The 22,126-nt window shown below is 42.3% G+C and carries 22 protein-coding genes and 1 riboswitch; all 22 genes read left to right on the top strand.

Annotated elements, in window-relative coordinates:
* Window positions 1–7 precede the first annotated feature (7 nt).
* The 22 genes from nifS to JXR81_00715 all read left to right on the top strand — a co-directional run bounded on the left by nifS (window position 8) and on the right by JXR81_00715 (window position 22,099).
* Complete coding sequence (gene nifS / locus JXR81_00820; protein ID MBN2753384.1) at window positions 8–1,189, top strand: cysteine desulfurase NifS; 1,182 nt, start codon at window positions 8–10, stop codon at window positions 1,187–1,189.
* 31 nt (window positions 1,190–1,220) lie between these two features.
* On the top strand, window positions 1,221–2,129 hold the full coding sequence (nadA, locus tag JXR81_00815) for a quinolinate synthase NadA (GenBank protein ID MBN2753383.1): 909 nt from the start codon (window positions 1,221–1,223) through the stop codon (window positions 2,127–2,129).
* A 17-nt stretch (window positions 2,130–2,146) separates the two neighbouring features.
* Complete coding sequence (locus tag JXR81_00810) at window positions 2,147–2,584, top strand: iron-sulfur cluster assembly scaffold protein (GenBank protein ID MBN2753382.1); 438 nt, start codon at window positions 2,147–2,149, stop codon at window positions 2,582–2,584.
* Between the two features lie 3 nt (window positions 2,585–2,587).
* The gene (gene mnmA, locus JXR81_00805; protein ID MBN2753381.1) at window positions 2,588–3,637 is read left to right on the top strand and encodes a tRNA 2-thiouridine(34) synthase MnmA; all 1,050 of its coding nucleotides are present in this window, start codon (window positions 2,588–2,590) and stop codon (window positions 3,635–3,637) included.
* 89 nt (window positions 3,638–3,726) lie between these two features.
* On the top strand, window positions 3,727–5,019 hold the full coding sequence (locus JXR81_00800; GenBank protein MBN2753380.1) for an HD domain-containing protein: 1,293 nt from the start codon (window positions 3,727–3,729) through the stop codon (window positions 5,017–5,019).
* A gap of 145 nt (window positions 5,020–5,164) precedes the next feature.
* Window positions 5,165–5,263, top strand: a riboswitch (TPP riboswitch).
* Between the two features lie 219 nt (window positions 5,264–5,482).
* Complete coding sequence (locus JXR81_00795) at window positions 5,483–6,211, top strand: HesA/MoeB/ThiF family protein (GenBank protein MBN2753379.1); 729 nt, start codon at window positions 5,483–5,485, stop codon at window positions 6,209–6,211.
* A 12-nt stretch (window positions 6,212–6,223) separates the two neighbouring features.
* Entirely contained in the window at window positions 6,224–6,994 is a 771-nt protein-coding gene (locus tag JXR81_00790) for a thiazole synthase (protein ID MBN2753378.1), read from the top strand.
* Window positions 6,995–8,107 (top strand): 2-iminoacetate synthase ThiH, encoded by a 1,113-nt coding sequence (gene thiH, locus JXR81_00785; protein MBN2753377.1) that lies wholly within the window; start codon window positions 6,995–6,997, stop codon window positions 8,105–8,107.
* Window positions 8,104–8,304, top strand: a complete 201-nt coding sequence (thiS, locus tag JXR81_00780) for a sulfur carrier protein ThiS (GenBank protein MBN2753376.1) — start codon at window positions 8,104–8,106, stop codon at window positions 8,302–8,304. The genes thiH and thiS overlap by 4 nt, the downstream gene beginning before the upstream one ends.
* Before the next feature lie 310 nt (window positions 8,305–8,614).
* Window positions 8,615–9,262, top strand: a complete 648-nt coding sequence (thiE, locus tag JXR81_00775; GenBank protein MBN2753375.1) for a thiamine phosphate synthase — start codon at window positions 8,615–8,617, stop codon at window positions 9,260–9,262.
* 75 nt (window positions 9,263–9,337) lie between these two features.
* Window positions 9,338–10,285: an alpha/beta hydrolase gene (locus tag JXR81_00770; GenBank protein ID MBN2753374.1), complete on the top strand. Its 948-nt coding sequence runs from the start codon at window positions 9,338–9,340 to the stop codon at window positions 10,283–10,285.
* Window positions 10,286–10,476: 191 nt separating this feature from the next.
* Window positions 10,477–11,652: an iron-containing alcohol dehydrogenase gene (locus JXR81_00765; protein MBN2753373.1), complete on the top strand. Its 1,176-nt coding sequence runs from the start codon at window positions 10,477–10,479 to the stop codon at window positions 11,650–11,652.
* A 16-nt stretch (window positions 11,653–11,668) separates the two neighbouring features.
* Entirely contained in the window at window positions 11,669–12,328 is a 660-nt protein-coding gene (locus tag JXR81_00760) for an N-glycosylase/DNA lyase (GenBank protein ID MBN2753372.1), read from the top strand.
* Window positions 12,329–13,506: 1,178 nt separating this feature from the next.
* Window positions 13,507–14,553 carry a 2-hydroxyacid dehydrogenase gene (locus JXR81_00755; protein MBN2753371.1) on the top strand — a complete coding sequence of 349 codons (1,047 nt, stop codon included), beginning with the start codon at window positions 13,507–13,509 and terminating at the stop codon, window positions 14,551–14,553.
* A gap of 17 nt (window positions 14,554–14,570) precedes the next feature.
* A complete protein-coding gene (locus JXR81_00750) occupies window positions 14,571–14,879 on the top strand; it encodes a cupin domain-containing protein (protein MBN2753370.1) in 309 nt (102 codons plus the stop codon).
* Window positions 14,880–14,970: 91 nt separating this feature from the next.
* On the top strand, window positions 14,971–15,315 hold the full coding sequence (locus JXR81_00745) for a winged helix-turn-helix transcriptional regulator (protein ID MBN2753369.1): 345 nt from the start codon (window positions 14,971–14,973) through the stop codon (window positions 15,313–15,315).
* Window positions 15,312–17,771: an FAD-dependent oxidoreductase gene (locus JXR81_00740; GenBank protein ID MBN2753368.1), complete on the top strand. Its 2,460-nt coding sequence runs from the start codon at window positions 15,312–15,314 to the stop codon at window positions 17,769–17,771. Before JXR81_00745 ends, JXR81_00740 begins: the two co-directional genes overlap by 4 nt.
* A 78-nt stretch (window positions 17,772–17,849) precedes the next feature.
* On the top strand, window positions 17,850–18,419 hold the full coding sequence (locus JXR81_00735) for a sigma-70 family RNA polymerase sigma factor (GenBank protein MBN2753367.1): 570 nt from the start codon (window positions 17,850–17,852) through the stop codon (window positions 18,417–18,419).
* A gap of 81 nt (window positions 18,420–18,500) precedes the next feature.
* Window positions 18,501–18,944: an Rrf2 family transcriptional regulator gene (locus JXR81_00730; protein ID MBN2753366.1), complete on the top strand. Its 444-nt coding sequence runs from the start codon at window positions 18,501–18,503 to the stop codon at window positions 18,942–18,944.
* A 17-nt stretch (window positions 18,945–18,961) separates the two neighbouring features.
* Entirely contained in the window at window positions 18,962–19,885 is a 924-nt protein-coding gene (cysK, locus tag JXR81_00725; protein MBN2753365.1) for a cysteine synthase A, read from the top strand.
* A gap of 19 nt (window positions 19,886–19,904) precedes the next feature.
* Window positions 19,905–21,200, top strand: coding sequence for an aminotransferase class I/II-fold pyridoxal phosphate-dependent enzyme (locus JXR81_00720; GenBank protein ID MBN2753364.1), 1,296 nt, complete (start codon window positions 19,905–19,907; stop codon window positions 21,198–21,200).
* A gap of 179 nt (window positions 21,201–21,379) precedes the next feature.
* On the top strand, window positions 21,380–22,099 hold the full coding sequence (locus tag JXR81_00715; protein ID MBN2753363.1) for an SIMPL domain-containing protein: 720 nt from the start codon (window positions 21,380–21,382) through the stop codon (window positions 22,097–22,099).
* Window positions 22,100–22,126 lie beyond the last annotated feature (27 nt).

The following is a 22,126-nucleotide window of genomic DNA, read 5'->3' as shown; positions in this document are numbered from 1 at the left end:
ATATAACATGAAAATTCATTATCTGGACAATAACGCGACAACAAGAATGGACGATGAAGTTTTAAAGGCAATGATGCCTTATATGACTGAAAATTACGCCAATGCTTCAGGTGTTTATTCCTTTGGGCAGGACGCAAGAAAAGCCGTGGAAGAATCACGCGCGGTTGTAGCGCGGTTTTTTAACGCCGCTGACAGCAGGGAAATAATATTCACCTCCGGCGGTACGGAATCTGATAACATAGCCGTGCGCGGCGCCGCTTTGGCTAATTCATCCAAGGGAAAACATATAATCACAAGCGCCATTGAACATCATGCCGTATTAAATGTCTGCAAGGCGCTTGAAAAAGAGGGTTATGAAGTCACTTACCTTCCCGTGGACAAATACGGTGTTATAAATCCGGATGATGTAAAAAAAGCCATAAGGCCGGATACAATTCTTATCTCCATAATGGCGGTAAATAATGAAACCGGTACAATTGAACCCATATCGGAAATAGGCGCAATTGCAAGGGAGCATAATATTATATTTCACACCGACGCGGTTCAGGCTGCGGGCAAATACCCGTTGGATGTAAAAGCAATGAACGCTGATCTGGTTTCTATATCAGCCCATAAATTTCATGGCCCAAAAGGTATCGGCGCGCTGTACATAAGAAAAGGAGTAAAGGTTTCCCCTATAATGCAGGGAGGACACCACGAAAACAGAAAAAGGCCGGGCACTGAAAATGTTCCGGGAATTGTGGGCCTTGCCAAAGCGTGCGAGCTGGCCATGGAGAGTTTTAAAAATCCTGAAGCGCATGAAAAAATAAAACAGCTGCGCGATAAACTGCAGGCGGGTATATTTGAAGAAATTCCCGAAGTTATATTAAACGGACATCCTGAACACAGGGCGGAAAACACGCTTAATGTCAGCGTAGAATTTATAGAAGGCGAAGGAATGCTTATACAGATGGACTTTGAAGGCATATGCGCGTCATCGGGTTCCGCCTGTACGTCAGGTTCCCTTGACCCTTCGCACGTGCTTTTGGCAATGGGGCTTGACCACGGCACCGCGCACGGAAGCATACGTTTCAGCTTAAGCAAATATACCACGCAGGAAGATATAGACGAGGTGCTTTCAGTGCTTCCGCCGGCGGTTGAAAAGTTAAGAAATATGTCGCCATTCTGGAAAAACAGGGATAAAGCATAAAAAATATAAATATGGAAAGGGAGAATTAAAAATGGAAAAAAATGAAATGATTGCAAAAATTAAGGAACTTAAAGCAAAAAAAGGCGGGCTTATCGTCGCGCATAACTACCAGATACCGGATATTCAGGATATTGCTGATTTTACCGGTGATTCACTGGAACTGGCGCGCAAGACAGCGGCTGCGCCGGAACAGTTAATTGTATTCTGCGGCGTAAAGTTCATGGCGGAAACCGCAAAAATTCTTTCTCCCAAGAAGAAAGTATTAATCCCCAGAATGGACGCGGGATGCCCGCTGGCTGATACGATTACGGTTGAAGAGGTAAAAGAGTACAGAAAGAAATATCCCGATGCCGCTCTTGCCGGGTATGTTAACACAAACGCCGAAGTAAAAGTGCTTCTTGACGTGTGCGTAACATCGGCAAACGCTATAGATGTGGTTAAAAAACTTCCCCAAAAACAGGTTGTATTTCTTCCTGATAAAAATCTTGGATACTGGGTGAAAAAACATACTCCCGAAAAAGAGCTTATTATCCATCAGGGCGGATGCATTGTGCACCATCAGTTCACAAAAGAAGATGTAATAAAGTCGCGCGAAGCGCATCCCGGCGCCAAAATACTGGTGCATCCCGAATGCGAACCCGAAGTGGTGGATGCGGCTGATGTGGTGGGGTCAACATCCGGCATGATTAAGTATGTAAGGGAAAGCCCGGACAAGCAGTTTATAATAGGTACGGAAGAAGGGCATATACACAGGCTGAAAAAAGAAAGGCCTGACGCGGAATTTTTCTCGCTGGGCTCCGCGAAAGTATGCGTGAATATGAAAAAAACCAGATTGTCCGACCTGCTTGCGTGCCTGGAAGAGGAAAAGACAGAAGTTATTCTTGATGAAGATACAATAAAAAACGCGATACGCCCCATAGAAAAAATGGTGGAACTGTAATAAAAAAGAGGTGAGCCATGAAATACTCCGAAAAAGTAATGGAAAGGTTTAAGAATTTAAAGAACATGGGAAGGATAGATAACGCGGACGGAATCGGCAAAGTGGGCAACGCCAAGTGCGGCGATGTGATGTGGATATACATAAAGGTGGATGACGGCATAATTACAGACTGTAAGTTTGAAACTTTTGGTTGTGTGGCTGCTATAGCCACATCTTCGCAGGCTACGGATTTAATCAAAGGAATGCCGGTTGAAAAAGCGCTGGAAGTTACAAATAAAAGTATAGTGGAGCTTTTAGACGGCCTTCCGCCGGAAAAACTGCACTGCTCTGTACTTGCCGAAGACGGTATTAAAAGGGCTATAGAAGATTACAACAGAAGAAAACAGGGCCTGCCCCCGCTTCCGGAAAAAGAAGATGACGGCCACGACCACGGCCATGAAGGCGAAGAAGAGTAAAAAGTGAAAATAATAATAGGAATGAGCGGCGGCGCGGATTCCACGGCCGCCGCGTGGCTTTTAAAACAAAAAGGCCATGAACTGACCGCAATAACCCTTTCTTTATGGGATGAAGCCTCCCGCTGCTGCAACATTGAAGACATCATGGACGCCAAAGCCGCGTGCGCGAAACTGGGTATAAGGCATTACACGCTTAACCTGAAAAAAGAATTCAGGGAAAAAGTGGTGGAGCCGTTTATTGATTCTTATCTTTCGGGGGAAACTCCCAATCCGTGCGTGCTGTGCAATGAGGAAATAAAATTTGCGGCGCTTATTAAAAAAATGAAAGAACTCTCGTATGATAAAGTTGCGACCGGGCATTACGCAAGGATAGGAAAAAAATCCGGACAATTTGCGCTTAAAGCAGGGAAAGATAAAAGCAAGACGCAGGAATATTTTCTGGCGCGCCTGAAAAAAGAGGAACTTAAAGACATAATATTTCCCCTTGGGAACATGGAAAAAAAAGAGATAAAAGAGATAGTAAAAAAGCAGGGGCTGTTAAAGGAAAAACAGGAAAGCCAGGAAGTGTGTTTTTTGCAGGGAAATGAAACGCCATATGATTTCATAAAAAGGCAGCGCGGATACAGCGGGGAGCCGGGCGGGCTTTATGACGGGGATAATAAAAAGCTTAAAGTATTAGACACCCCGTATTTTAATTACACAATAGGGCAGCGCAAGGGGCTTAATTACAGCGCGGGGCACCCTGTATATGTGACAAAAATTGACGCGAAAGAAAAAAAGGTATTTATCGGCGATAAAGAAGAGGTTTTCTCTTCCGTATTTGATATTGATTCGCTTAATCTGCTTTATGATGACGGTAAAAAAGATTTTGCCGCGAAAGTCAAGATACGGTACCTGCACAAAGCAGCTGCCGCGAAAGTTAAAATAACGGGCAAAACAGCAGAGATTGCTTTTTTAAAACCGCAGTTTGCGGTGACGCCTGGGCAGCTTGCTGTTATTTACGCCGGAAACACGGTTATCGCAAGCGGGTTTATTGGAGCCATTCGCGGTTAAAGGTAATGAATTTAAAGAGAAGTGTTGAAGGCGTTTTTTTATGTGCTATAATTAGTGGCAGATAAAACTATCACAAAAAGGTGATTTAAATGCCGGCAAAAAAGAAGAAGGTATCATACGGGGTAAGCGGAAAAGCGGATAAGGATATACTTCAGAAAATACTTAAGATAACCGAAGACATACATAATATAAGCGATATTGACATACTTCTTGATAAAATTCTTTTTGAAGTCAGAAAATTCACAAACGCCGAAGCAGGAACAATTTTTCTTACTGAAGGAAATAATTTAAGAATCAGTTATACGCAGAATGAAATCCTTTTCGGGAAAAGCATTTCTAACCGGTATAAATATCTTAATCATGAAATACCAATCAATGAAACATCAATGGCGGGTTTTGCCGCTTTTAACGGGCAGATGCTTGTGGTGGATGACGCGTATAAAATAAGTTCAAAGGAAAAGTATACTTTTAATAAGGATTTTGATATCTCTTCGGGGTACAAAACGCAGTCGGTTCTTAATATGCCGCTTAAAACCGCAAGAAACAGGGTTATAGGCGTAATGCAGATAATCAACGCCAAAAATGAAAGGGGTAAAGTGGTTCCTTTCTCGGATAAGGATGAATTGTATGTGTCATATTTTGCCAACGACGCGGCAATTGCCATTGAAAAAGCGATAAGTACAAGGCAGATGGTTTTAAGAATGTTAAGGATGGTGGAATTCCGCGACCCTAAGGAAACAGGCGGGCATGTAAACAGAATGGGAGCGTATTCCGTTGAAATATATCACCAGTGGGCAAAGGACAGGGGTTTCCCCCCGGAACTTATCAGGCGCTTTAAGGATAAGTTAAGAATAGCCGCCATGCTGCATGATGCCGGAAAGATTGCCATACCGGACAGTATTTTAAAAAAACCGGCAAAACTTGAACCTGAAGAGTTTTCCACGATGAAAATGCATACCATATTCGGTTACCGGCTGTTTGAATCAAAGGATTCGGAAATTGACGCAATGGCCGCGGAAATAGCCCTTGCGCACCATGAAAAATGGGACGGCACAGGATATCCGGGCAGGGTTACAGATGTCATGAACCTGAAAAAACTTGATTCAGCGCCGGGCAAGACAGACCTTGAAATTCCGGTTACAGGCAGGATAGTGGCGGTGGCGGATGTGTATGACGCGCTGGTATCAAAAAGAATTTACAAAGAACCCTGGGACGAAACAAGGGTAATTGAATACATAAAAGACAATTCAGGAAAACATTTTGACCCGGAAGTGGTGGACGCATTTTTAAATGTGTACGATGTAATTGCCGCCATAAGGGATAAATATACGGAAAATAAAGAGCAGGAAGAACAGGCGCCAAATCCCGATTCGGTAAAATAAATAATTCGGTATTGCAAATGAAACATAAAGTTGTATAATAAAAATACGGGGCAGGCGCTTTTTTCCCAAATACCCCCCTCCCAAACCCCCTAAGTGCCTGCTCCTACTAAATTTTGTTCTAAAAACAGATTCTATAGAGAATAAAGCATTAAGGCAGGGGTGGCCGGTAATAAGCCGGTCTGAGATTATACCCTATGAACCTGACGCGGATAATGCCGCCGCAGGGAGCTTATAAATTTAAAAGCCCCTGCAAAACAGGGGCTTTTTTGTTTTTAAAGGTTGCTTTTTGTAATTTTCAATTGTATTTGTTGTTTAATGTAGAGACGCAACATGTTGCGTCTTGCTTTAATGTTGTGTTTTTGTGATTCAGCCCGGTTGATTTTGATGTTATGTTTTAAAATCTAAACAACGCACCCTAAAAGGGTGCGGCTGCCAGGGCAAAAAAGTATATAAAAGGATATTAATGGACACACGTTACGACAGGAACGTAAGGATAAAAGAGATAGGTGTTGAAGGGCAGAATAAACTTATGTCCTCCTCCGTGCTTGTAATAGGCGCGGGCGGCCTTGGTTCTCCGGTTATTTATTATCTTGCTGCCGCAGGCACGGGTACAATTGCTATCGCTGACGGGGATAAAGTGGAAGAAATAAATCTAAACAGACAGATACTTCATTTTGAAGCTGACCTTGGGCGGCTTAAAACAGAATCTGCCGCTGATAAAGTAAAAAAACTAAATTCCGGTGTTAAAGTTATCTGCCATCTGCAGATGATAACCGCGCAAAACGCCGCTGATATAATATCACAGTATGATTTTATAATAGACGCGGTGGATAATTTTGCGGTCAAGTACCTTATTAATGACACGTGCGTGAAGTTAAAAAAACCGTTCTGTCACGGCGGCGCGCTTGCATGGGGCGGACAGATAATGACATACGTGCCGGGGCAGGCGTGTTTAAGGTGTTTTATACCGGATGTTCCAAAGGGCGAAGACGCGCACACATCAATAAACGACGGCATATTGGGCGCGGCAGCCGGCAATATAGGGACGCTTCAGGCAATGGAAGCGGTTAAATATCTGACAGGTAATAATGAACTTCTAACAGGGCGTATGCTGTTTTTTGACGGTTTAAAAACACAATACAGGGTTTTAAATATTACAAAAAAACAGGGATGTTCCGCCTGCGGCGGATAAAAAGGAGTTAACATGGATGATATTTTAAAAATAGCGGACAGGGAATTTAAAAGCAGGTTTATGATAGGTACGGGAAAATTCCCGTCGGACGAAATTATGAACAGGTGCCTTGAAGCGTCAGAAGCGGAAATTATAACCGTGGCTGTGCGCCGCGTGGACCTTGAAAACCCCAACGCGGATATTATGTCCGCGCTTGATCCTAAAAAAATATTCATTCTCCCTAACACATCCGGCGCGCAGAACGCGGATGAAGCCGTAAGGACGGCAATGCTGGCGCGCGGAATGGGGCTGTCAAACTGGATAAAACTTGAAGTGACGCCCGACCCAAAATATCTGTGGCCGGACGGCGATGAAACCCTTAAAGCCGCGAAAATTCTTGTAAAGGAAGGTTTTGTGGTGCTTCCATATATAGGGCCTGATCCTGTGCTTGCAAAAAAACTGGAAGACGCGGGCACTGCCACTGTTATGCCTCTTGCGTCGCCTATAGGTACCAATAAGGGAATGAAATCTGTTGATACAATAAAGATTATTATTGAACAGGCGGGAATACCGGTTGTCATAGATGCGGGCATAGGTTCGCCTTCGGACGCGGCGCTTGCAATGGAACTTGGCGCGGACGCGGTTATGATAAATACCGCTATATCAGCGTCGCCTGAACCGGTAAAAATGGCAGAAGCGTTTAAACTTGCGTCGCGCGCGGGCAGGTTTGCTTATCTTGCAGGCATGGCTGAAAAACGGGATACCGCAAGGCCTTCATCTCCCACGAAATGGCTGGTTAAATAAATGTTTTATGAAGAGTTTTTAAAAATAAACAAAGAATTGATAAAAAAAGCGGTAAATTCCGGCGATAAAACGCGCGTTGAAACAGCGGTAAAGAAAGAAAGCGTGTCGTATGAAGATTTCCTTGCGCTGCTTTCCCCTGCAGCGGCTTCATTGCTTGACAGCATGGCAATAAGGTCAAGGGAGATGACGCAGAAACACTTCGGGAAAAATATTAACATGTATATCCCGCTTTATATTTCCAATGAATGTTCCAATGAATGCGCTTATTGCGGTTTCAACAGGAAAAATAAAATAAACAGAAAGACTTTAAGTGAAGAAGAGGTGAAAGCCGAACTTGAAGGGATAAAGTCCCTTGGATATAACAGTATTCTTCTGCTGACCGGCGAAGCGCCAGATAAAGCCGGGCTTGATTACGTAGCGCGGTGCGTCGCGCTTGCAAGAAAGTATTTTACACAGGTATCGCTTGAAATTTACCCTATGGATACGGACGGATATAAAAAACTTGTGGATAACGGCGCGACAGGGCTTACGGTGTATCAGGAAACTTATGACCCTGAAACATATAAAAAAGTACACCTGTCCGGGCAGAAGAAAAATTTTGAATGGCGCATTAATACTCCTGACCGCGCGGCGCAGGCGGGGTTTCGTAAAATCGGCATAGGCGCGCTTTTAGGGCTTTATGACTGGCGCACGGAAGCGGCGTATGTGGGCGCGCACGCGGCATATATAATGAAAAAATACTGGAAAACAGAAGTATCCGTAAGCTTTCCGCGCATGCGGGGTTCCAGTTCCGGTTTTAAACCAAGTGAGATAATAAGTGATAAAGAACTTGTGCAGATGATATTTGCATTAAGGATATTTACCAAATTTGCCGGCATTACACTTTCCACAAGGGAAGCCGCGGATTTCAGGGACAATATGATAAGCCTTGGCGTAACAAATATGAGCGCAGGTTCAAAAACAAACCCCGGCGGTTATGTGGGAAGCGAATCCGAAGGCCAGTTTGAAATATGCGACGACAGAAGTGTCCGTGAAATTCTTGACGCGATTAAAAGCAGGGGATATTATCCTGTGTTCAAAGACTGGGCTGACACGTTTGGAGGAAATAAATGAAAGCAATAATTAACGGCGCTGAAAAAGAATTTGAAAGCACCATGACAGTATCCGCGCTGCTTGTCTCGCTTGGATTAAAACAGGGCATGACCGTCGTGGAATTAAACGGCGAGATAATTGCAAGGGATAATTTTGAAAGCAGAAACATTAACCACGGCGATAAGGTGGAAATTGTAAGGTTTGTAGGGGGAGGATAGTGGTAGATGCTTGGATGCTTGGAAGGTTGGATGCTTGGAAGGTCGGTTTAGATCTGGTTGGAGCGAGCCTGCGAAGCGGAAATCCCGGCAATGAAGCGAGCTTGCGAGCTGAAGCAGGCGGGATAGACGCGGGTCTTCAGCCCGCGGCAGTTGGTTGTGTTTTTGTAGGGACAGCGCTCCTGCGCTGTCCGGGTATTTGAATTATTTTTTTGTTTTATAATAGTAGAGGCTTAAAATGTTACATATATATGTTTTATTTATGGGATATGGGATAGAAGGTTATGAGATAAACTAATTAAAAGGAGAAACAATGAAAAGCCCCACAGCAAAACTTAACAGCCCGCCTTTTGGCATATATTCCGTTATAACAGAAAAATTCTGTTCCAACGGTTCATCCGTTAAAACGCTTGAAAAGGTTTTAAAGGGCGGCGCGAAGATTGTGCAGTTAAGGGAAAAGGAGTACCATAAAGGCAGAATTCTACAAATGGCCCTTGAATTCAGAAAACTGACAAACAAATATAAAGCCCTGCTTATCATTAATGACCACATAGATATAGCCCTTATATGCAAAGCAGACGGTGTTCACCTTGGGCAGGATGACATCCCATGCAAAGAGGCAAAGAAACTTGCGCCCGGTCTCATAATAGGGGTATCAACGCATAATTTAAAAGAGGCGCTGCAGGCGCAAAAAGACGGCGCGGATTATATAAACATAGGGCCAATATTTGCCACAAAGACAAAAGAAAATTTAATGGCCCCGCTTGGTATTGAAACATTAAAGAAAATCTCCAAAAAAATTAATATTCCGTTTACCGTCATGGGCGGGATTAAAGAACACCACATCCCGCAGCTTGTTAAAGCGGGAGCAAAAAGGATTGCGATGGTAACGGAAATAACGCAGGCCGATAACATCACCACAAAAGTCAAATCTCTGCAGGGGATGATAAAAAGTTGTTAATATATTTATTAAACGTATGATGTCGGAAATATGTGTCTGCTGTATTTATTTATGTAAAATAAATAGGGAGAATAAATGAAGCAAACAAAGAAAGGATTTGTTCTTATGGTTGTTTTTGTTTTGTTTTTACTGCTGAATATTTTTGCGATCATGCATTCTTATAAGATGACCCATTTTACAGACTCTGGTAACAAACCGCCTAAGCCGGAGTCTTTAACGGGTTTAGATAAATTTAAAATATTACTTACAGGTATTGAAGTGCCGAAGCCGCCGAATGAAAGAGTTCCTTTATCAATAAAATACGAAGTTCTTAAGTTTTCCGGGTATAATAATACAGTTCTTGAAGCTTGGCTTTTGAAAGGCTTAAAAAAAGATGAAATTGTACTTATGTTCCATGGTTATGCGGAAAGCAAGACTCAGCTTATCCCGGAAGCTTTAAAGTTTGTTTCTAAGGGTTATAATGTGATGCTTGTGGATTTTTACGGCAGCGGCGGTTCTGCGGGTAATTCAACAAGCGTAGGGTATCATGAAGCGGATGATGTAAAAGCTGCTTATAAAAAGGCGGTGGAACTTGGATATAAAAATATATATTTATTTGCAGTTTCGATGGGAAGTGCGGCATCAATAATGGCAATAAACGTATACGGTATAAAACCTAAATCCATGATAATTGAAAGTCCTTTTGCAGGGCTTTTGGATACAGTAAGGCGCAGATTCGACCTTATGAATATTCCTTCGTGGCCGCTTGCGGAAATATTTGTGTTTTGGGGCAGTGTTGTATCAGGTTACAATGGATTTACTTTTAACCCGGCTGAACTTGCAAAAAATGTTAATGTTCCGGTTCTTATCCTTCATGGAAGTCTGGATAAAAGGGTATCAATCACTCAGGCAGAACTGCTTAATGACAGTTTAAAAGGGAAAAAGAAACTTGTTATATTTTCAAAAGCCGGGCATTTGTCTTTTATGCAGTCGGATGAAGGATTGTGGGATAAAGAGGTTTTTGAGTGGATTGGAAGCAAATAAAAAGATGAATGTTAGTCATACCAAAGACAAGGTGCAGTCTGAGTGTTGCTTTATATGAATCATAAAAACAGGAAGCAATAAATATAAAACTATTTCTAAAACCGGATATTTTTAAAATAATCTTTGTGCTTTGATTTAATAACCGTTATATGTTAGTATTTTAACGTAAAAATAAAAACGTGGAGGAAAAAATGAAAAATTTGACATTCGCAAATCCGGTAAAAATTGTATTTGGCGCGGGGGAAATTAACTCCGTCGGTGCGGAAGCAAAACACCTTGGGAAAAAAGCCGTAATTGTCACCGGTAAAAAATCGGTTAAAACATCCGGGCTTCTTGATGCTGTTCAGAAATCACTTGAAAAAGCAGGCGTTGGATTTGTGGTTTACGCGTATGTGACGCCTAACCCAAAAGTAAATGAAGTGGATGAAGCCGCGGAGCTGGCAATAGCGGAAAACTGCGATATGGTAATAGGGCTTGGCGGCGGGTCGGCTATGGATGCTGCAAAAGGCGTGTGCGTGGCTGCGGCAAATAAAAAAAGCATCTGGGATTTTGTTTATATTCCTGAAAAAGGCGCGGATAAAATAGAAAAAGCGCTTCCGCTTATGCTTATACCCACACTTGCGGCGACAGGGTCAGAAGGCAATCCGGCCGCTGTTTTTTCAAACCCGGAAACAGGGCAGAAACAGGGCTTATATAATCCGGAATTTTTGTATCCAAAAGTTTCTATTGTAGACCCCCTGCTTACAACAACAGTTCCGGCAAAGCAGACAGCCGAAGGCATAATAGATATAATCATGCACGTGCTTGAAGAGTATCTGACAGGCGATGAAAACTGCGCCCTGCAGGACAGGATTACGGAAGGCGTGATGTTAACCTGCGTTGAAAGCGGCACGAAATTAATGAAAGATTTAAAAAATCCTGTATTGCGCGCGGATATCTCATTATCCAGCACGGTCGCGCTTATGGGCGTGCCAAATGCCGGGCGCGCGGGCAACTGGACAGTGCATCCTATTGAACACGCAATATCGGCATTGCATGATGAAATAGCGCACGGCGCCGGAATAGCGGCAATACTGCCGTCGTATCTTCAGTTTCTTGAAAGGTTAAGGCCTGACAGGGTGATTCAATTTGGGCAGCGTGTGTTTGGTATTCCGGAAGACGTTGATGATAAAATGAAAATACCATATACGATAGACCGTTTAAAAGCATTTATGACAGAGATTGGTTTAAAAGACAACCTTAAGGACCTTGGCATACAGCAGGAAGAACTTAAAACAATAGCGGACAAGGTTGTAGAAGTGGCGGGAGTGCCTGCCCCGATAAAAGACAGAAAAGAACTGGAAGAAATTTTAAATAACGCCTTTTAACAGGAGAACGGCCTGAATGTCATATGCGTCAGAAATAAACGCTGTAAAAAAAATATATGTATCACAGAAGAATACAATAGGCCGCGCCCTTGAAAGTTTCAGGAGCAAGTGGAAAAACGGAACATCGCGTGACATAATGCATGAAATGATTTTCTGCATATTCACGCCGCAGTCAAAGGCGGTTAACTGTTGGGCGTGCGTGGAAAAAATACTGGAGAAAAAACTTCTCTTAAACGCCACGCCGGCGCAGCTTCTGCAGCTTAAAGAAATTAACGGCGTCAGGTTCAAGAACAAAAAAGCGGTATATGCCTGCGAAGCAAGGGACAAATTCGTAAAGAACGGGAAGTTTATAATTAAAGAGTTCCTGTCAGAGTTCAAAGACCCGTATGAAATGCGCGAATGGCTTGTGAAAAAAATTAAAGGTTACGGTTATAAGGAAGCCAGCCATTTTTTAAGAAATATCGGTTTCGGCGATGACATTGCCATTTTAGACAGGCACATATTAAGGAACCTTGTCAGGATGGGGGTAATACCCGCGATTCCTGAAAGCCTGACAAACGCGAAGTACCTTGAGACAGAACAGAAGATGAAAAAATTTTCCAAAAAGATAAAAATCCCGATGGACGGCCTTGATTTAACGTTATGGTTCCGTGAAGCAGGGCATGTGTTTAAATAAGGTATTCTTTTGCAAATAAGTTATTGTAGTCGCAGGTTTTAGTCGAGGTACTTTGTTCCATAGATTTTCTTTTCTCGCAGGGGACGTGCTAATTAAGTAAATATAATCTAAATTTTTTAGTGTTTTGTTTGATTTTTGAACTTTAACTATGAGTGATCCGGAAAAAGGGGTATGGTTATCAAAATCCTAAAACTGTTGCTAATCAACTTAAGAACTTAAAACGGCAGATATAAGGATTCCAATAATTGCAAGTAAAACAAATAATATATATAGAATGAAAAGAATATTTACTTTTTCATATATCTTACATGCTGCTAATTTGTTCTCGGCTTTTGAAATCTTTTCTAATTTTTTAAAACGAATAAAGTATATAAAAGATAAAATCAATATAAAGATGTAAGGTCTAGATTGTATTCCAAAAAGGATCATAAAACCAATCATCAAAAAATATAGTATTAAAGAGAATACCAAGACTTCAAAAAAAGATTTTTTTAAAGCTATTGTCTTCTCGTTTTCTTTATCTTTACGGTTCTTTGCCCACAATGATAACAATATTATCAACACAATTAGTTCCGTAACTAATCACCTCGACATTTTGACACTTTAATAGTTAAAACTTTCGGTGCTAATTACCAAAATCATGAATCACTTACTTTTTAAGCTATATAATTGATATTAGCATTTAGAATTGTAAATGGCAAGGTTTGAACAACAGGGTGTCAACAGGGTTATTGTAAACTAAAGAGTGTGAATTAAGAAAGAGGGTTTTCTCGCTGTATAATAGTTGCTTTCCTACCAGGTAAAAAGACCAAAAAAATAAGTAAAGGGCTCAGGTCTTGCTTATAACTTTTATCTTTGACAGCATTTATTTACTTTGAAAAATTAATTTTAAAAAAATCTTGACTTTTTTGATTTTATCAGTATAATTATCACTAAGAAGGTGATACATAAACGGTTCTTTAAAAAGGTACACACTAAAACGATAACAATAAGACGGGGAGCAGGTATCTACGATAATACCCCTCCCAAACCCCTTTATCAGCCTGCTCCCTTCTTAAAAATAAAAAGCCGTGAAAACGGCTTTTTTTAGCGGTCAATATATCACTAAATAAGTGATATATAAGACGAAAGCGTAAATTGCTTATGATATAATTAATACATGTTAAGGAGGGAATAATATGAAAAAGATAAAAGTGGCTTTCTTTGACGCAAAGCCTTATGACATTGTAAATTTTGACCACGTTAATAAGAAATACGGGTACACTATTAAATATCTTCCGCCGCACCTTAATAAAGAGACTGCTTTTATGGCAGGCACGGCTGATGTTGTCTGCGCTTTTGTCAATGACACTATTGACGCCCCCGTAATTGCGGAACTAAAAAAGCAGGGGGTAAAGCTAATTGCCCTAAGGTGCGCCGGTTATAATAATGTGGACTTAAAAGCTTCTTTTAATACCCTTCATGTGGCAAGGGTTCCCGCATATTCGCCAAACGCGGTGGCGGAACACGCGGCCGCCCTTATGATGACCCTTAATAGAAAAGTGCATAAAGCATACTTCAGGACGCGCGACGGCAATTTTTCCATAAACGGGCTTTTAGGATTTGACATGAAGGGAAAAACAGCGGGTGTAATTGGCACCGGTAAAATAGGCAGGGAGATGATTAACATACTTAAAGGGTTCGGCGTTAAGGTGGTTGCCTATGACTCTTTCCCGGATAAAAAGTACGCCGCTGAAAATAAGATAGAGTACGCTTCTCTGGATAAAATTTATAAAGAAGCTGATATTACCACCCTTCACTGCCCTTTAAACAAAGACACCTTTCATATGATAAACACGCAGAGTATCAAAAAGATGAAAAAGGGCGTGATGATAATAAACACCGGCCGCGGAAGCCTTATAGACGCGAAAGCTTTAATCAGCGGATTAAAGAGCGGCAGGATAGGGTACGCGGGGCTTGATGTGTATGAAGAAGAAGATAAGTATTTCTTTGAAGATTTTTCCGGCAGGGTGTTAAGTGATGACGTACTGGCGCGGCTTTTAACTTTCCCCAATGTCATCATCACTTCGCACCAGGCGTTTTTTACAAAAGAAGCGGTTGAAAATATTGCGGATACCACACTTGGCAATATAAAAGAGTATTTTGAGAAACACACCCTGACAAATGAAATATGTTATCAGTGCAATAAAACATGCGTTAAGAAGAAAAATAATATCTGTTTTTGAAAAACAGGAGGCGTATCATGGCTGAAAAATTTAATTTAAACGTGTCTGTTAAATACGGCGAAGGCGCTGTTGTTTCAAAGACTTTAATAGACAAGCAGAGCGGGACCGTAACGCTGTTTGCCTTTGACAAAGGGCAGGGGCTGTCTGAACATACCGCGCCTTTTGACGCGCTGGTAAATGTAACGGAAGGGGAAGCGCAAATAAAGATAGGCGGCAATCAGGTAAATCTTAAAGCGGGGGAATCAATCATAATGCCCGCCGATATTCCGCACTCCCTTAAAGCGGCGGAGAAATTTAAAATGATGCTTGTGATGATAAAAGGATAAAAGCCGGCTTGACACGGGTTAAAACGTCTGATATAGTTTAACAGTTAATAAATTTGTTAACTACTAAACAAACGAAAAAGGCGGTAATGTTATGGAAGAATTGATTAAAGCGCAGTCTGAAATCTGCAAAACTTTTTCAAATCCCAACAGGCTTAAAATTATTAAGCTTCTCTGCGTAAAGGAACAAAGCGCGTCCCAGATTATAAAGCAAACCGGTTTGGGAAAGGCAAACCTTTCGCAGCATATGTCCGTTCTTTCAAATAAAGGCATTGTTTTATCAAGAAAACAGGGGCAGAGCGTTTTTTATTCCATAGCGGATGAAAGAATTCCAAAAGTGTGCATGATGATGGGCGAAATCACCATGTCAACGCTTGAACGCAAAAAAAACATTTATGAAAAAGGCAGAAAAAATATTAACAGGAGGTTAAAACCATGAAAATAGTCATTATCGGAGGGGTTGCCGGAGGAATGTCAACGGCGGCAAGGTTAAGAAGGATGTCTGAAACAGCGGAAATAACAGTATTTGAAAGGGGCGGGTATGTCTCTTTTGCCAACTGCGGGCTTCCTTATTATATAGGCGGAGAAATAACAGAAAGGCAGGATTTACTTGTACAGACGCCTGAATCGTTCAGGGACAGGTTCAATGTAAATGTAAAGATAAATTCGGAAGTATTAAAGGTTGATACAAAGTTAAAAGAAGTAAGGGTAAAAGACCTTAAAACAAACAACGAATATGTTGAAAAATATGACAAACTTGTCCTGTCTCCCGGCGCTGAACCTGTAAAACCGCCTATTCCCGGAATTGACAGCGGGAAAGTTTTTATCCTTCGGAATATGGAAGACACGGATAAAATAAGCAATTATATACGTGATAATAAACCTCAAAAAGCCGTAGTGGTAGGGGGCGGATATATAGGCCTTGAAATGGCGGAAAATCTAAGCCACAGGGGGATGTTTGTTACCATAGTGGAAGCGCTTCCGCAGGTTATGGGGCTTTTGGATTTTGAACTTGCGTCCCAGCTTCACGGGCATATACAGCAAAAAGGAATAGAATTGTACCTTAGCGACGGGGTTAAGTCTTTTAATGAAGGTTCCGGAAAAATAAAAACTGTTTTAAACAGCGGCAAGGAAATAGTATCTGATTTTGTTTTATTTTCTATCGGCGTAAAGCCGGAAGTAAAACTGGCAAAGGAATGCGGGCTTGAACTGGGAGTAAAGGGGATAGCAGTTAATGAATACATGCAGACGTCTGACCCTGATATTTACGCTTTGGGAGACGCGGTGGAAGTTGTAAATCCTATACTTGGTAAAAAAGTATTTATTCCGCTTGCGGGCCCGGCAAACAAACAGGGCAGAATAGTGGCTGATAATATTGTGGAAGGAAATAAATCAAAGTACAGGGGCACTATAGGGACAGGGGTTTTAAAAGTATTTGACATGACTGCGGGCGCCACCGGACTTAACAGCAAACAGCTTGACAGTGAAAAGATAAATTATGAAAGCGTTCTCATACATCCTAACAACCATGCCGGTTATTATCCCGACGGCACGCAGATGTCTTTAAAGATGATGTTTTCGCCTTCTGACGGAAAAATACTGGGCGTTCAGGCGGTCGGGTATGAAGGCGTTGAAAAGCGTATTGATGTGGCCGCTGCTTTTATTCAGAAAGGCGGCACAATAGAAGACCTGTTTAGTTTTGAGCACTGTTACGCCCCTCCTTTTTCCTCGGCCAAAGACCCGCTTAATATGGCGGGTTTTATAGCGGAGAATATTATTAAAGGAAGGGTAAAACAGACAACCTGCGGGGAGCTTGTAAAAAACGGGGATGAATGGTTTATTATTGATGTGCGTGAAAAGGAAGAAATTGACCTTGGCATGATACCCGGGGCAATACATATACCGCTTAATGAAATCCGCAGAAGAATGAATGAAATTCCCAAAGACAGGAAAACCGCGATTTACTGCAGGGTCGGGTTAAGGGGATATCTTGCAGCCAGGATACTGATGCAGAACGGGTATGATAATGTATATAACGTTTCAGGCGGATACATTACATATGCTTTCATAACAGGCAAGCAGTCTAATGAGGGTATATTTGATGAAAAGCAGGAGATGGGAGTTTTAAAACCTCAGGACCGCAGGGAGGATGTTATTGTTTCCTCAAAAGTCATTACCGTCAATGCCTGCGGGCTGCAGTGTCCGGGGCCTATTATGAAACTTAAAACCGAAATAGACGCAATAAGACCGGGTGACAGGCTTGAAATAAAGGCGACAGACCCGGGGTTTTATAATGATGTCGGTTCATGGGCGCGCGCAACGGGCAATAAAATATTTTCCCTTGAATCAAATAAAGGGGTAATAAGCGCTGTTATAGAAAAAGCCGGCGAAAAAACGGAGGTAATAAAAACAATGGCTTCGTCACACGATAAAACAATGATAGTATTTTCAGGCGATATGGATAAAATAATCGCGTCGTTTATTATTGCCAACGGCGCGCTTTCCATGGGGCGCAAAATGACCATGTTCTTTACGTTCTGGGGATTAAACGCCCTTAAAAAGTCAAAGCAGCCCGGCGGGCTTAAAAAGAATCTTATTGAAAAAGCTTTTGGTTTTATGCTGCCGCGCGGAAGCAAAAAACTTTCCCTTTCCAAGATGAATATGGCGGGGATGGGGCCATTGATGATAAGGGGAATAATGAAACACCATAATATAAGCAGCGTGGAAGAACTTATTCAGGCTGCAATTGCAGGGGGCGCTAAAATAGTGGCGTGCCAGATGACTATGGACCTTATGGGGATTAAAAAAGAAGAGCTGATTGACGGCGTGGAAATAGGCGGAGTCGCGTCAATGCTTGAATCATCGGACGGGTCAGACGCCACGCTGTTTATTTAATAAAAATTAAAGCAGTTTATTGTAAAGCCAAAAGCCGGGGGAAGCGGGAGCGGTTCTGTGCTTTTAAAGGCGGTCATAATGGAAGCCCATGATTTAATGCAAAGAATTAAACAGGGGGATAAAAACGCGTTTAATGAACTGCTTGATAAATATCAGCAGGCGGTTCTTAATTACGCTTACAGGTTTATACGCAGCAGGCAGGAAGCTGAAGACATAGCGCAGGAAGTGTTTATAAAGGTTTATAAAGGCGCGGGCAATTATTCACCATCGGCAAAGTTTACCACCTGGCTTTACAGGATTGTTTCAAACACCGCCATAGATTTTTTAAGAAAGAAAAAGACGGATGCCGGCCTTGGCGCCAAAAGCATACATGAGGAAACCGGGGAACAGGGCGCGGAAAATTTTACGCAAATCGCTGATAATACGTCTGTATCCGCGGACCTGCGCGCGGAAAAAAATCAGGCCGAAGAAAATATAAATAAAGCGCTTTTATCGCTGCCGGAAAACCAGCGCATGGCAATTGTGCTTCTGGTATATGAAGAGAAATCTTATAAAGAGATAGCGCGGATTATGTCGGTTTCGGCCGCTTCTGTTGAATCTCTGATATTCAGGGCAAGGGAAAATCTTAAGAAGTCCTTAAAAGTTTAAAAATAAAAGTTGACATTTTAAATTGTATGAATATAATTACTACTATCAAGACCTAAATGGTAGAGATTAAAGGAGAATAAAGTGAAACTTTCAACAAGGACAAGATACGGCACAAGGCTTTTATTTGAACTTGCCTATAATTACGGCAAAGGGCCGCAGTTATTAAATGTGATAGCGGAAAAACAGGATATCTCGGAAAAATATTTAAGCAAAATAGTGCTTCAGCTGAAAAGCGCGGGAATTATTAATTCACAGCGCGGGGCTAAAGGCGGCTATGAGCTGGCAAAAGAACCTTCAAAAATAAACATGCTGCAGGTAATGAATTCGCTTGAAGGGGATACCGGAGTTGTTGAATGCGTAAAGGATGCGGGGTTGTGCGATAAAAGCAGGCGGTGCCCGGCGCGCGGTTTTTGGTGCAAGCTTGAAAGCCAAATGGTAAAAACGCTGGAAAGTACAACGCTTGAAGATATTGTGAATGATTATAAAGTGCTTAATAAAGAAAACGAAGGGACATACTGCATTTAATTTAGAAGGAGGACGCCATGAAAATAGCAGGCAATATTACTGAACTGATAGGCAACACGCCCCTTGTTTATATAAATAAAATGAATGCGGATGGCTATGCAAAGGTGGCTGTTAAACTTGAATATTTTAACCCGTTGTCCAGTGTAAAAGACAGGATAGGGCTTTCTATGATTGAAGCGGCGGAAAAAGAAGGCAGATTAAAAAAAGGCGGTATTATTATAGAGCCTACTTCCGGCAATACCGGAATTGCGCTTGCGTATATAAGCGCCGTAAAAGGGTATAAACTTATACTGACAATGCCCGATACAATGAGCGTTGAAAGAAGAAAATTGTTAAAAGCCCTTGGCGCGCAGCTTGTTTTAACCGATGGCGCAAAAGGCATGAAAGGAGCGGTGGAAGCCGCGGAAGAGCTTGCGTCCAAAACGCCGGGCAGTTTTATACCGCAGCAGTTTAATAACCCGGCTAATCCTGAGGTTCATAAAAAAACAACAGGCCCGGAAATATGGAAAGACACTGACGGTAAAGTTGATATTTTTGTTGCTGCGGTCGGAACAGGCGGGACCGTTACAGGGACCGGAGCGTACTTAAAATCCAAAAATAAAAAAGTAAAAATTGTGGCAGTTGAACCGGAAAAATCCGCGGTGCTGTCAGGCGAAGCGCCGGGGCCGCATAAAATTCAGGGAATAGGCGCGAATTTTATACCTGATGTGGTGAATTTAAAGGTAATTGACAGTATAATGAAGGTTAAGGAAGAAGACGCGGGTATGGCGGCCCGCCGCGCCGCCAAAGAAGAAGGGCTGTTAATAGGTATTTCCGCGGGTGCCAATCTGCACTGCGCGCTTGAACTTGCAAAGCTTCCGGAAAATAAAGGAAAATTGATAGTGACTGTAATGTGTGATACAGGCGAAAGATATTTAAGCACCTGGCTTTTTGAAGAATAAAAAATAAGGAGAAAACACAATGGCGGAAAAAAATTACAGGCTGGAAACACAAGTGCTTCACGCGGGGCATAAACCGGACAACGATACAAAATCAAGGGCTGTTCCTGTTTACAGGACAACGGCTTATGACCTTGGCACAACGGCAAGGGGCGCGGATTTATTCGCGCTTAAAGAACTTGGAAATATTTACACAAGGTTAATGAATCCCACAACTGATGTTTTGGAACAAAGGCTTGCCGCGCTTGAAGGCGGCGTGGCTGCTGTGGCAACGGCTTCCGGAACTTCTGCAGTGCATTACGCCCTGATTAACATCTGTAAAATGGGGGATGAAATTGTGTCTGCCAATAACCTTTACGGCGGAACGTTTACAATGTTAAATGACATACTGCCGCAGCACGGAATTGTGACAAGGTTTGTTGGCCACAATGATTTTGCAGGTTATGAAAAGGCGATTAACGCAAAGACGCGCGCTATTTATATTGAAACAATAGGCAATCCCGGGCTTGGCGTCACGGATATTGAAGAGGTTTCAAAAATTGCCAAAAAGCATAATCTGCCCCTTATAGTTGATTCCACATTCACGACGCCCGCGCTGTTAAGGCCGATAGAACACGGCGCGGATATTGTGGTGCATTCGCTTACAAAATGGATAGGCGGCCACGGTACGGTAATGGGCGGTATTGCGGTTGACGCCGGCAAATTCAACTGGAAAGACGAAAAATTTGAACTTTTCAACAACCCGGATGAAAGCTATCATGGGTTAAGATGGGCGCACGACCTGGGGCCGCTCTCCCCGCTGTGTTACGCGCTTAAATTCCGGTTAACGCCGCTTAGAAATTTGGGCGCCGCGATATCGCCGGATAACGCGTGGCAGATTCTGCAGGGAGTGGAAACGCTGCCTTTAAGGATGGAACGCCACAATTATAACGCTTTAGAAACCGCGAAGTTTCTTGAAAAACATCCGGCTGTCGCGTGGGTTAAGTATCCCGGCCTTGCGTCGCATCCGGATAATAACACGGCAAAGAAGTATTTAAAAAATGGTTTTGGCGGTGTGGCGGTATTTGGGATAAAAGGCGGATACGATGCGGCTGTTAAGCTTATAAATAATATAAAGCTGTTTTCACACGTGGCAAACGTGGGCGACGCAAAGAGCTTGATAATCCACAGCGCAAGCACGACGCATTCGCAGTTAACCGAAGAACAGCAGAAAACCGGCGGAATTACTCCGGATTTAATAAGGCTTTCAATCGGCATAGAGCATATTGATGACATAAAAGAAGCGTTGGATGAAGCGCTTAAACTGTCACAAAAGTAAATTACTTTTAAAAGCCCTCCTGAATAAGGAGGGCTTTTAATTTGAATGTGTTTGTATTAGTTTTCGTTTTCGTTTTCGTAGGGACAGCGCTCCCGCGCTGTCCGGTATTTGATTTTATTAATGATTAAATTATAAAATAAGGATAAAATGTCTTAAAATAAACATTAAAGGGGAAAAATATGCGTATAAAAAGTTTTTGTTTTGCAGTTGTGTTAATACTGGCGTGTGGTGTAATGGCCGGCGCGGATGATTCAAACGGAAAGCGTTACATTACTGTGACGGGAATGGCGGATGTAAAAGCGGTGCCGGACCGGGCTATAATCAGTTTTGGGGTTAATTCCGACAGCAAAGAAATAGAAGCGGCAAAGAAAGACAATGACACCAAGACAAAAAAGATATTTGAAGCGCTTAAACAGAATGGCGTTGATGAAAAGGACATTCAGACGGACAGGATATCAATTCAGCCCAGATATGATTACAGCGGCAAACAGGTGCTTGTTGGTTATACCGTGACAAAAAATATTACTGTGCTTCTGCGCAGCCTGGAAGCATATGAAACAGTGGTTGCCGGAATATTGCAGGCAGGGTCCAACTACCTTAATGGTATGGAGTTTATAGTATCAGAAAAAAGAAAGTACGCGGACGAGGCAAGGGCTTTGGCTTTAAAAGCAGCTCAGGAAAAAGCAAAGGCAATGGCGGCATCGCTTGGCAGCGTAACAGGAAAACCGCTTGCTATTGAAGAACTGCAGACAGAACAGCAGCCCTACCGTGCTGCCGGAAAAATGGCGGCAAACGTGATGATGAACAGCGTTACTGCGGAATCAGAAAGCGGCGGCACTTTATCGGCGGGTACGGTTAAGATATCAGCAGGTGTAATGGTAAAATTTGAACTAAAATAATAATTTTTTCTGCTGAAGTTGGTCTGT

The organism is Candidatus Goldiibacteriota bacterium (assembly GCA_016937715.1).
Lineage (GTDB): Bacteria > Oederibacteriota > PGYV01 > PGYV01 > PGYV01 > PGYV01.
This window is presented reverse-complemented; position numbering and strand designations above follow the sequence as displayed.

Excerpts from the sequence above, each read along its gene's own strand:
- nifS (MBN2753384.1), top strand. The coding sequence starts at position 8 with ATGAAAATTCATTATCTGGACAATAACGCGACAACAAGAATGGACGAT.
- nadA (MBN2753383.1), top strand. The coding sequence starts at position 1,221 with ATGGAAAAAAATGAAATGATTGCAAAAATTAAGGAACTTAAAGCAAAA.
- JXR81_00810 (MBN2753382.1), top strand. The coding sequence starts at position 2,147 with ATGAAATACTCCGAAAAAGTAATGGAAAGGTTTAAGAATTTAAAGAAC.
- JXR81_00800 (MBN2753380.1), top strand. The coding sequence starts at position 3,727 with ATGCCGGCAAAAAAGAAGAAGGTATCATACGGGGTAAGCGGAAAAGCG.
- JXR81_00795 (MBN2753379.1), top strand. The coding sequence starts at position 5,483 with ATGGACACACGTTACGACAGGAACGTAAGGATAAAAGAGATAGGTGTT.
- JXR81_00790 (MBN2753378.1), top strand. The coding sequence starts at position 6,224 with ATGGATGATATTTTAAAAATAGCGGACAGGGAATTTAAAAGCAGGTTT.
- thiH (MBN2753377.1), top strand. The coding sequence starts at position 6,995 with ATGTTTTATGAAGAGTTTTTAAAAATAAACAAAGAATTGATAAAAAAA.
- thiS (MBN2753376.1), top strand. The coding sequence starts at position 8,104 with ATGAAAGCAATAATTAACGGCGCTGAAAAAGAATTTGAAAGCACCATG.
- thiE (MBN2753375.1), top strand. The coding sequence starts at position 8,615 with ATGAAAAGCCCCACAGCAAAACTTAACAGCCCGCCTTTTGGCATATAT.
- JXR81_00770 (MBN2753374.1), top strand. The coding sequence starts at position 9,338 with ATGAAGCAAACAAAGAAAGGATTTGTTCTTATGGTTGTTTTTGTTTTG.
- JXR81_00765 (MBN2753373.1), top strand. The coding sequence starts at position 10,477 with ATGAAAAATTTGACATTCGCAAATCCGGTAAAAATTGTATTTGGCGCG.
- JXR81_00760 (MBN2753372.1), top strand. The coding sequence starts at position 11,669 with ATGTCATATGCGTCAGAAATAAACGCTGTAAAAAAAATATATGTATCA.
- JXR81_00755 (MBN2753371.1), top strand. The coding sequence starts at position 13,507 with ATGAAAAAGATAAAAGTGGCTTTCTTTGACGCAAAGCCTTATGACATT.
- JXR81_00750 (MBN2753370.1), top strand. The coding sequence starts at position 14,571 with ATGGCTGAAAAATTTAATTTAAACGTGTCTGTTAAATACGGCGAAGGC.
- JXR81_00745 (MBN2753369.1), top strand. The coding sequence starts at position 14,971 with ATGGAAGAATTGATTAAAGCGCAGTCTGAAATCTGCAAAACTTTTTCA.
- JXR81_00740 (MBN2753368.1), top strand. The coding sequence starts at position 15,312 with ATGAAAATAGTCATTATCGGAGGGGTTGCCGGAGGAATGTCAACGGCG.
- JXR81_00735 (MBN2753367.1), top strand. The coding sequence starts at position 17,850 with ATGGAAGCCCATGATTTAATGCAAAGAATTAAACAGGGGGATAAAAAC.
- cysK (MBN2753365.1), top strand. The coding sequence starts at position 18,962 with ATGAAAATAGCAGGCAATATTACTGAACTGATAGGCAACACGCCCCTT.
- JXR81_00720 (MBN2753364.1), top strand. The coding sequence starts at position 19,905 with ATGGCGGAAAAAAATTACAGGCTGGAAACACAAGTGCTTCACGCGGGG.
- JXR81_00715 (MBN2753363.1), top strand. The coding sequence starts at position 21,380 with ATGCGTATAAAAAGTTTTTGTTTTGCAGTTGTGTTAATACTGGCGTGT.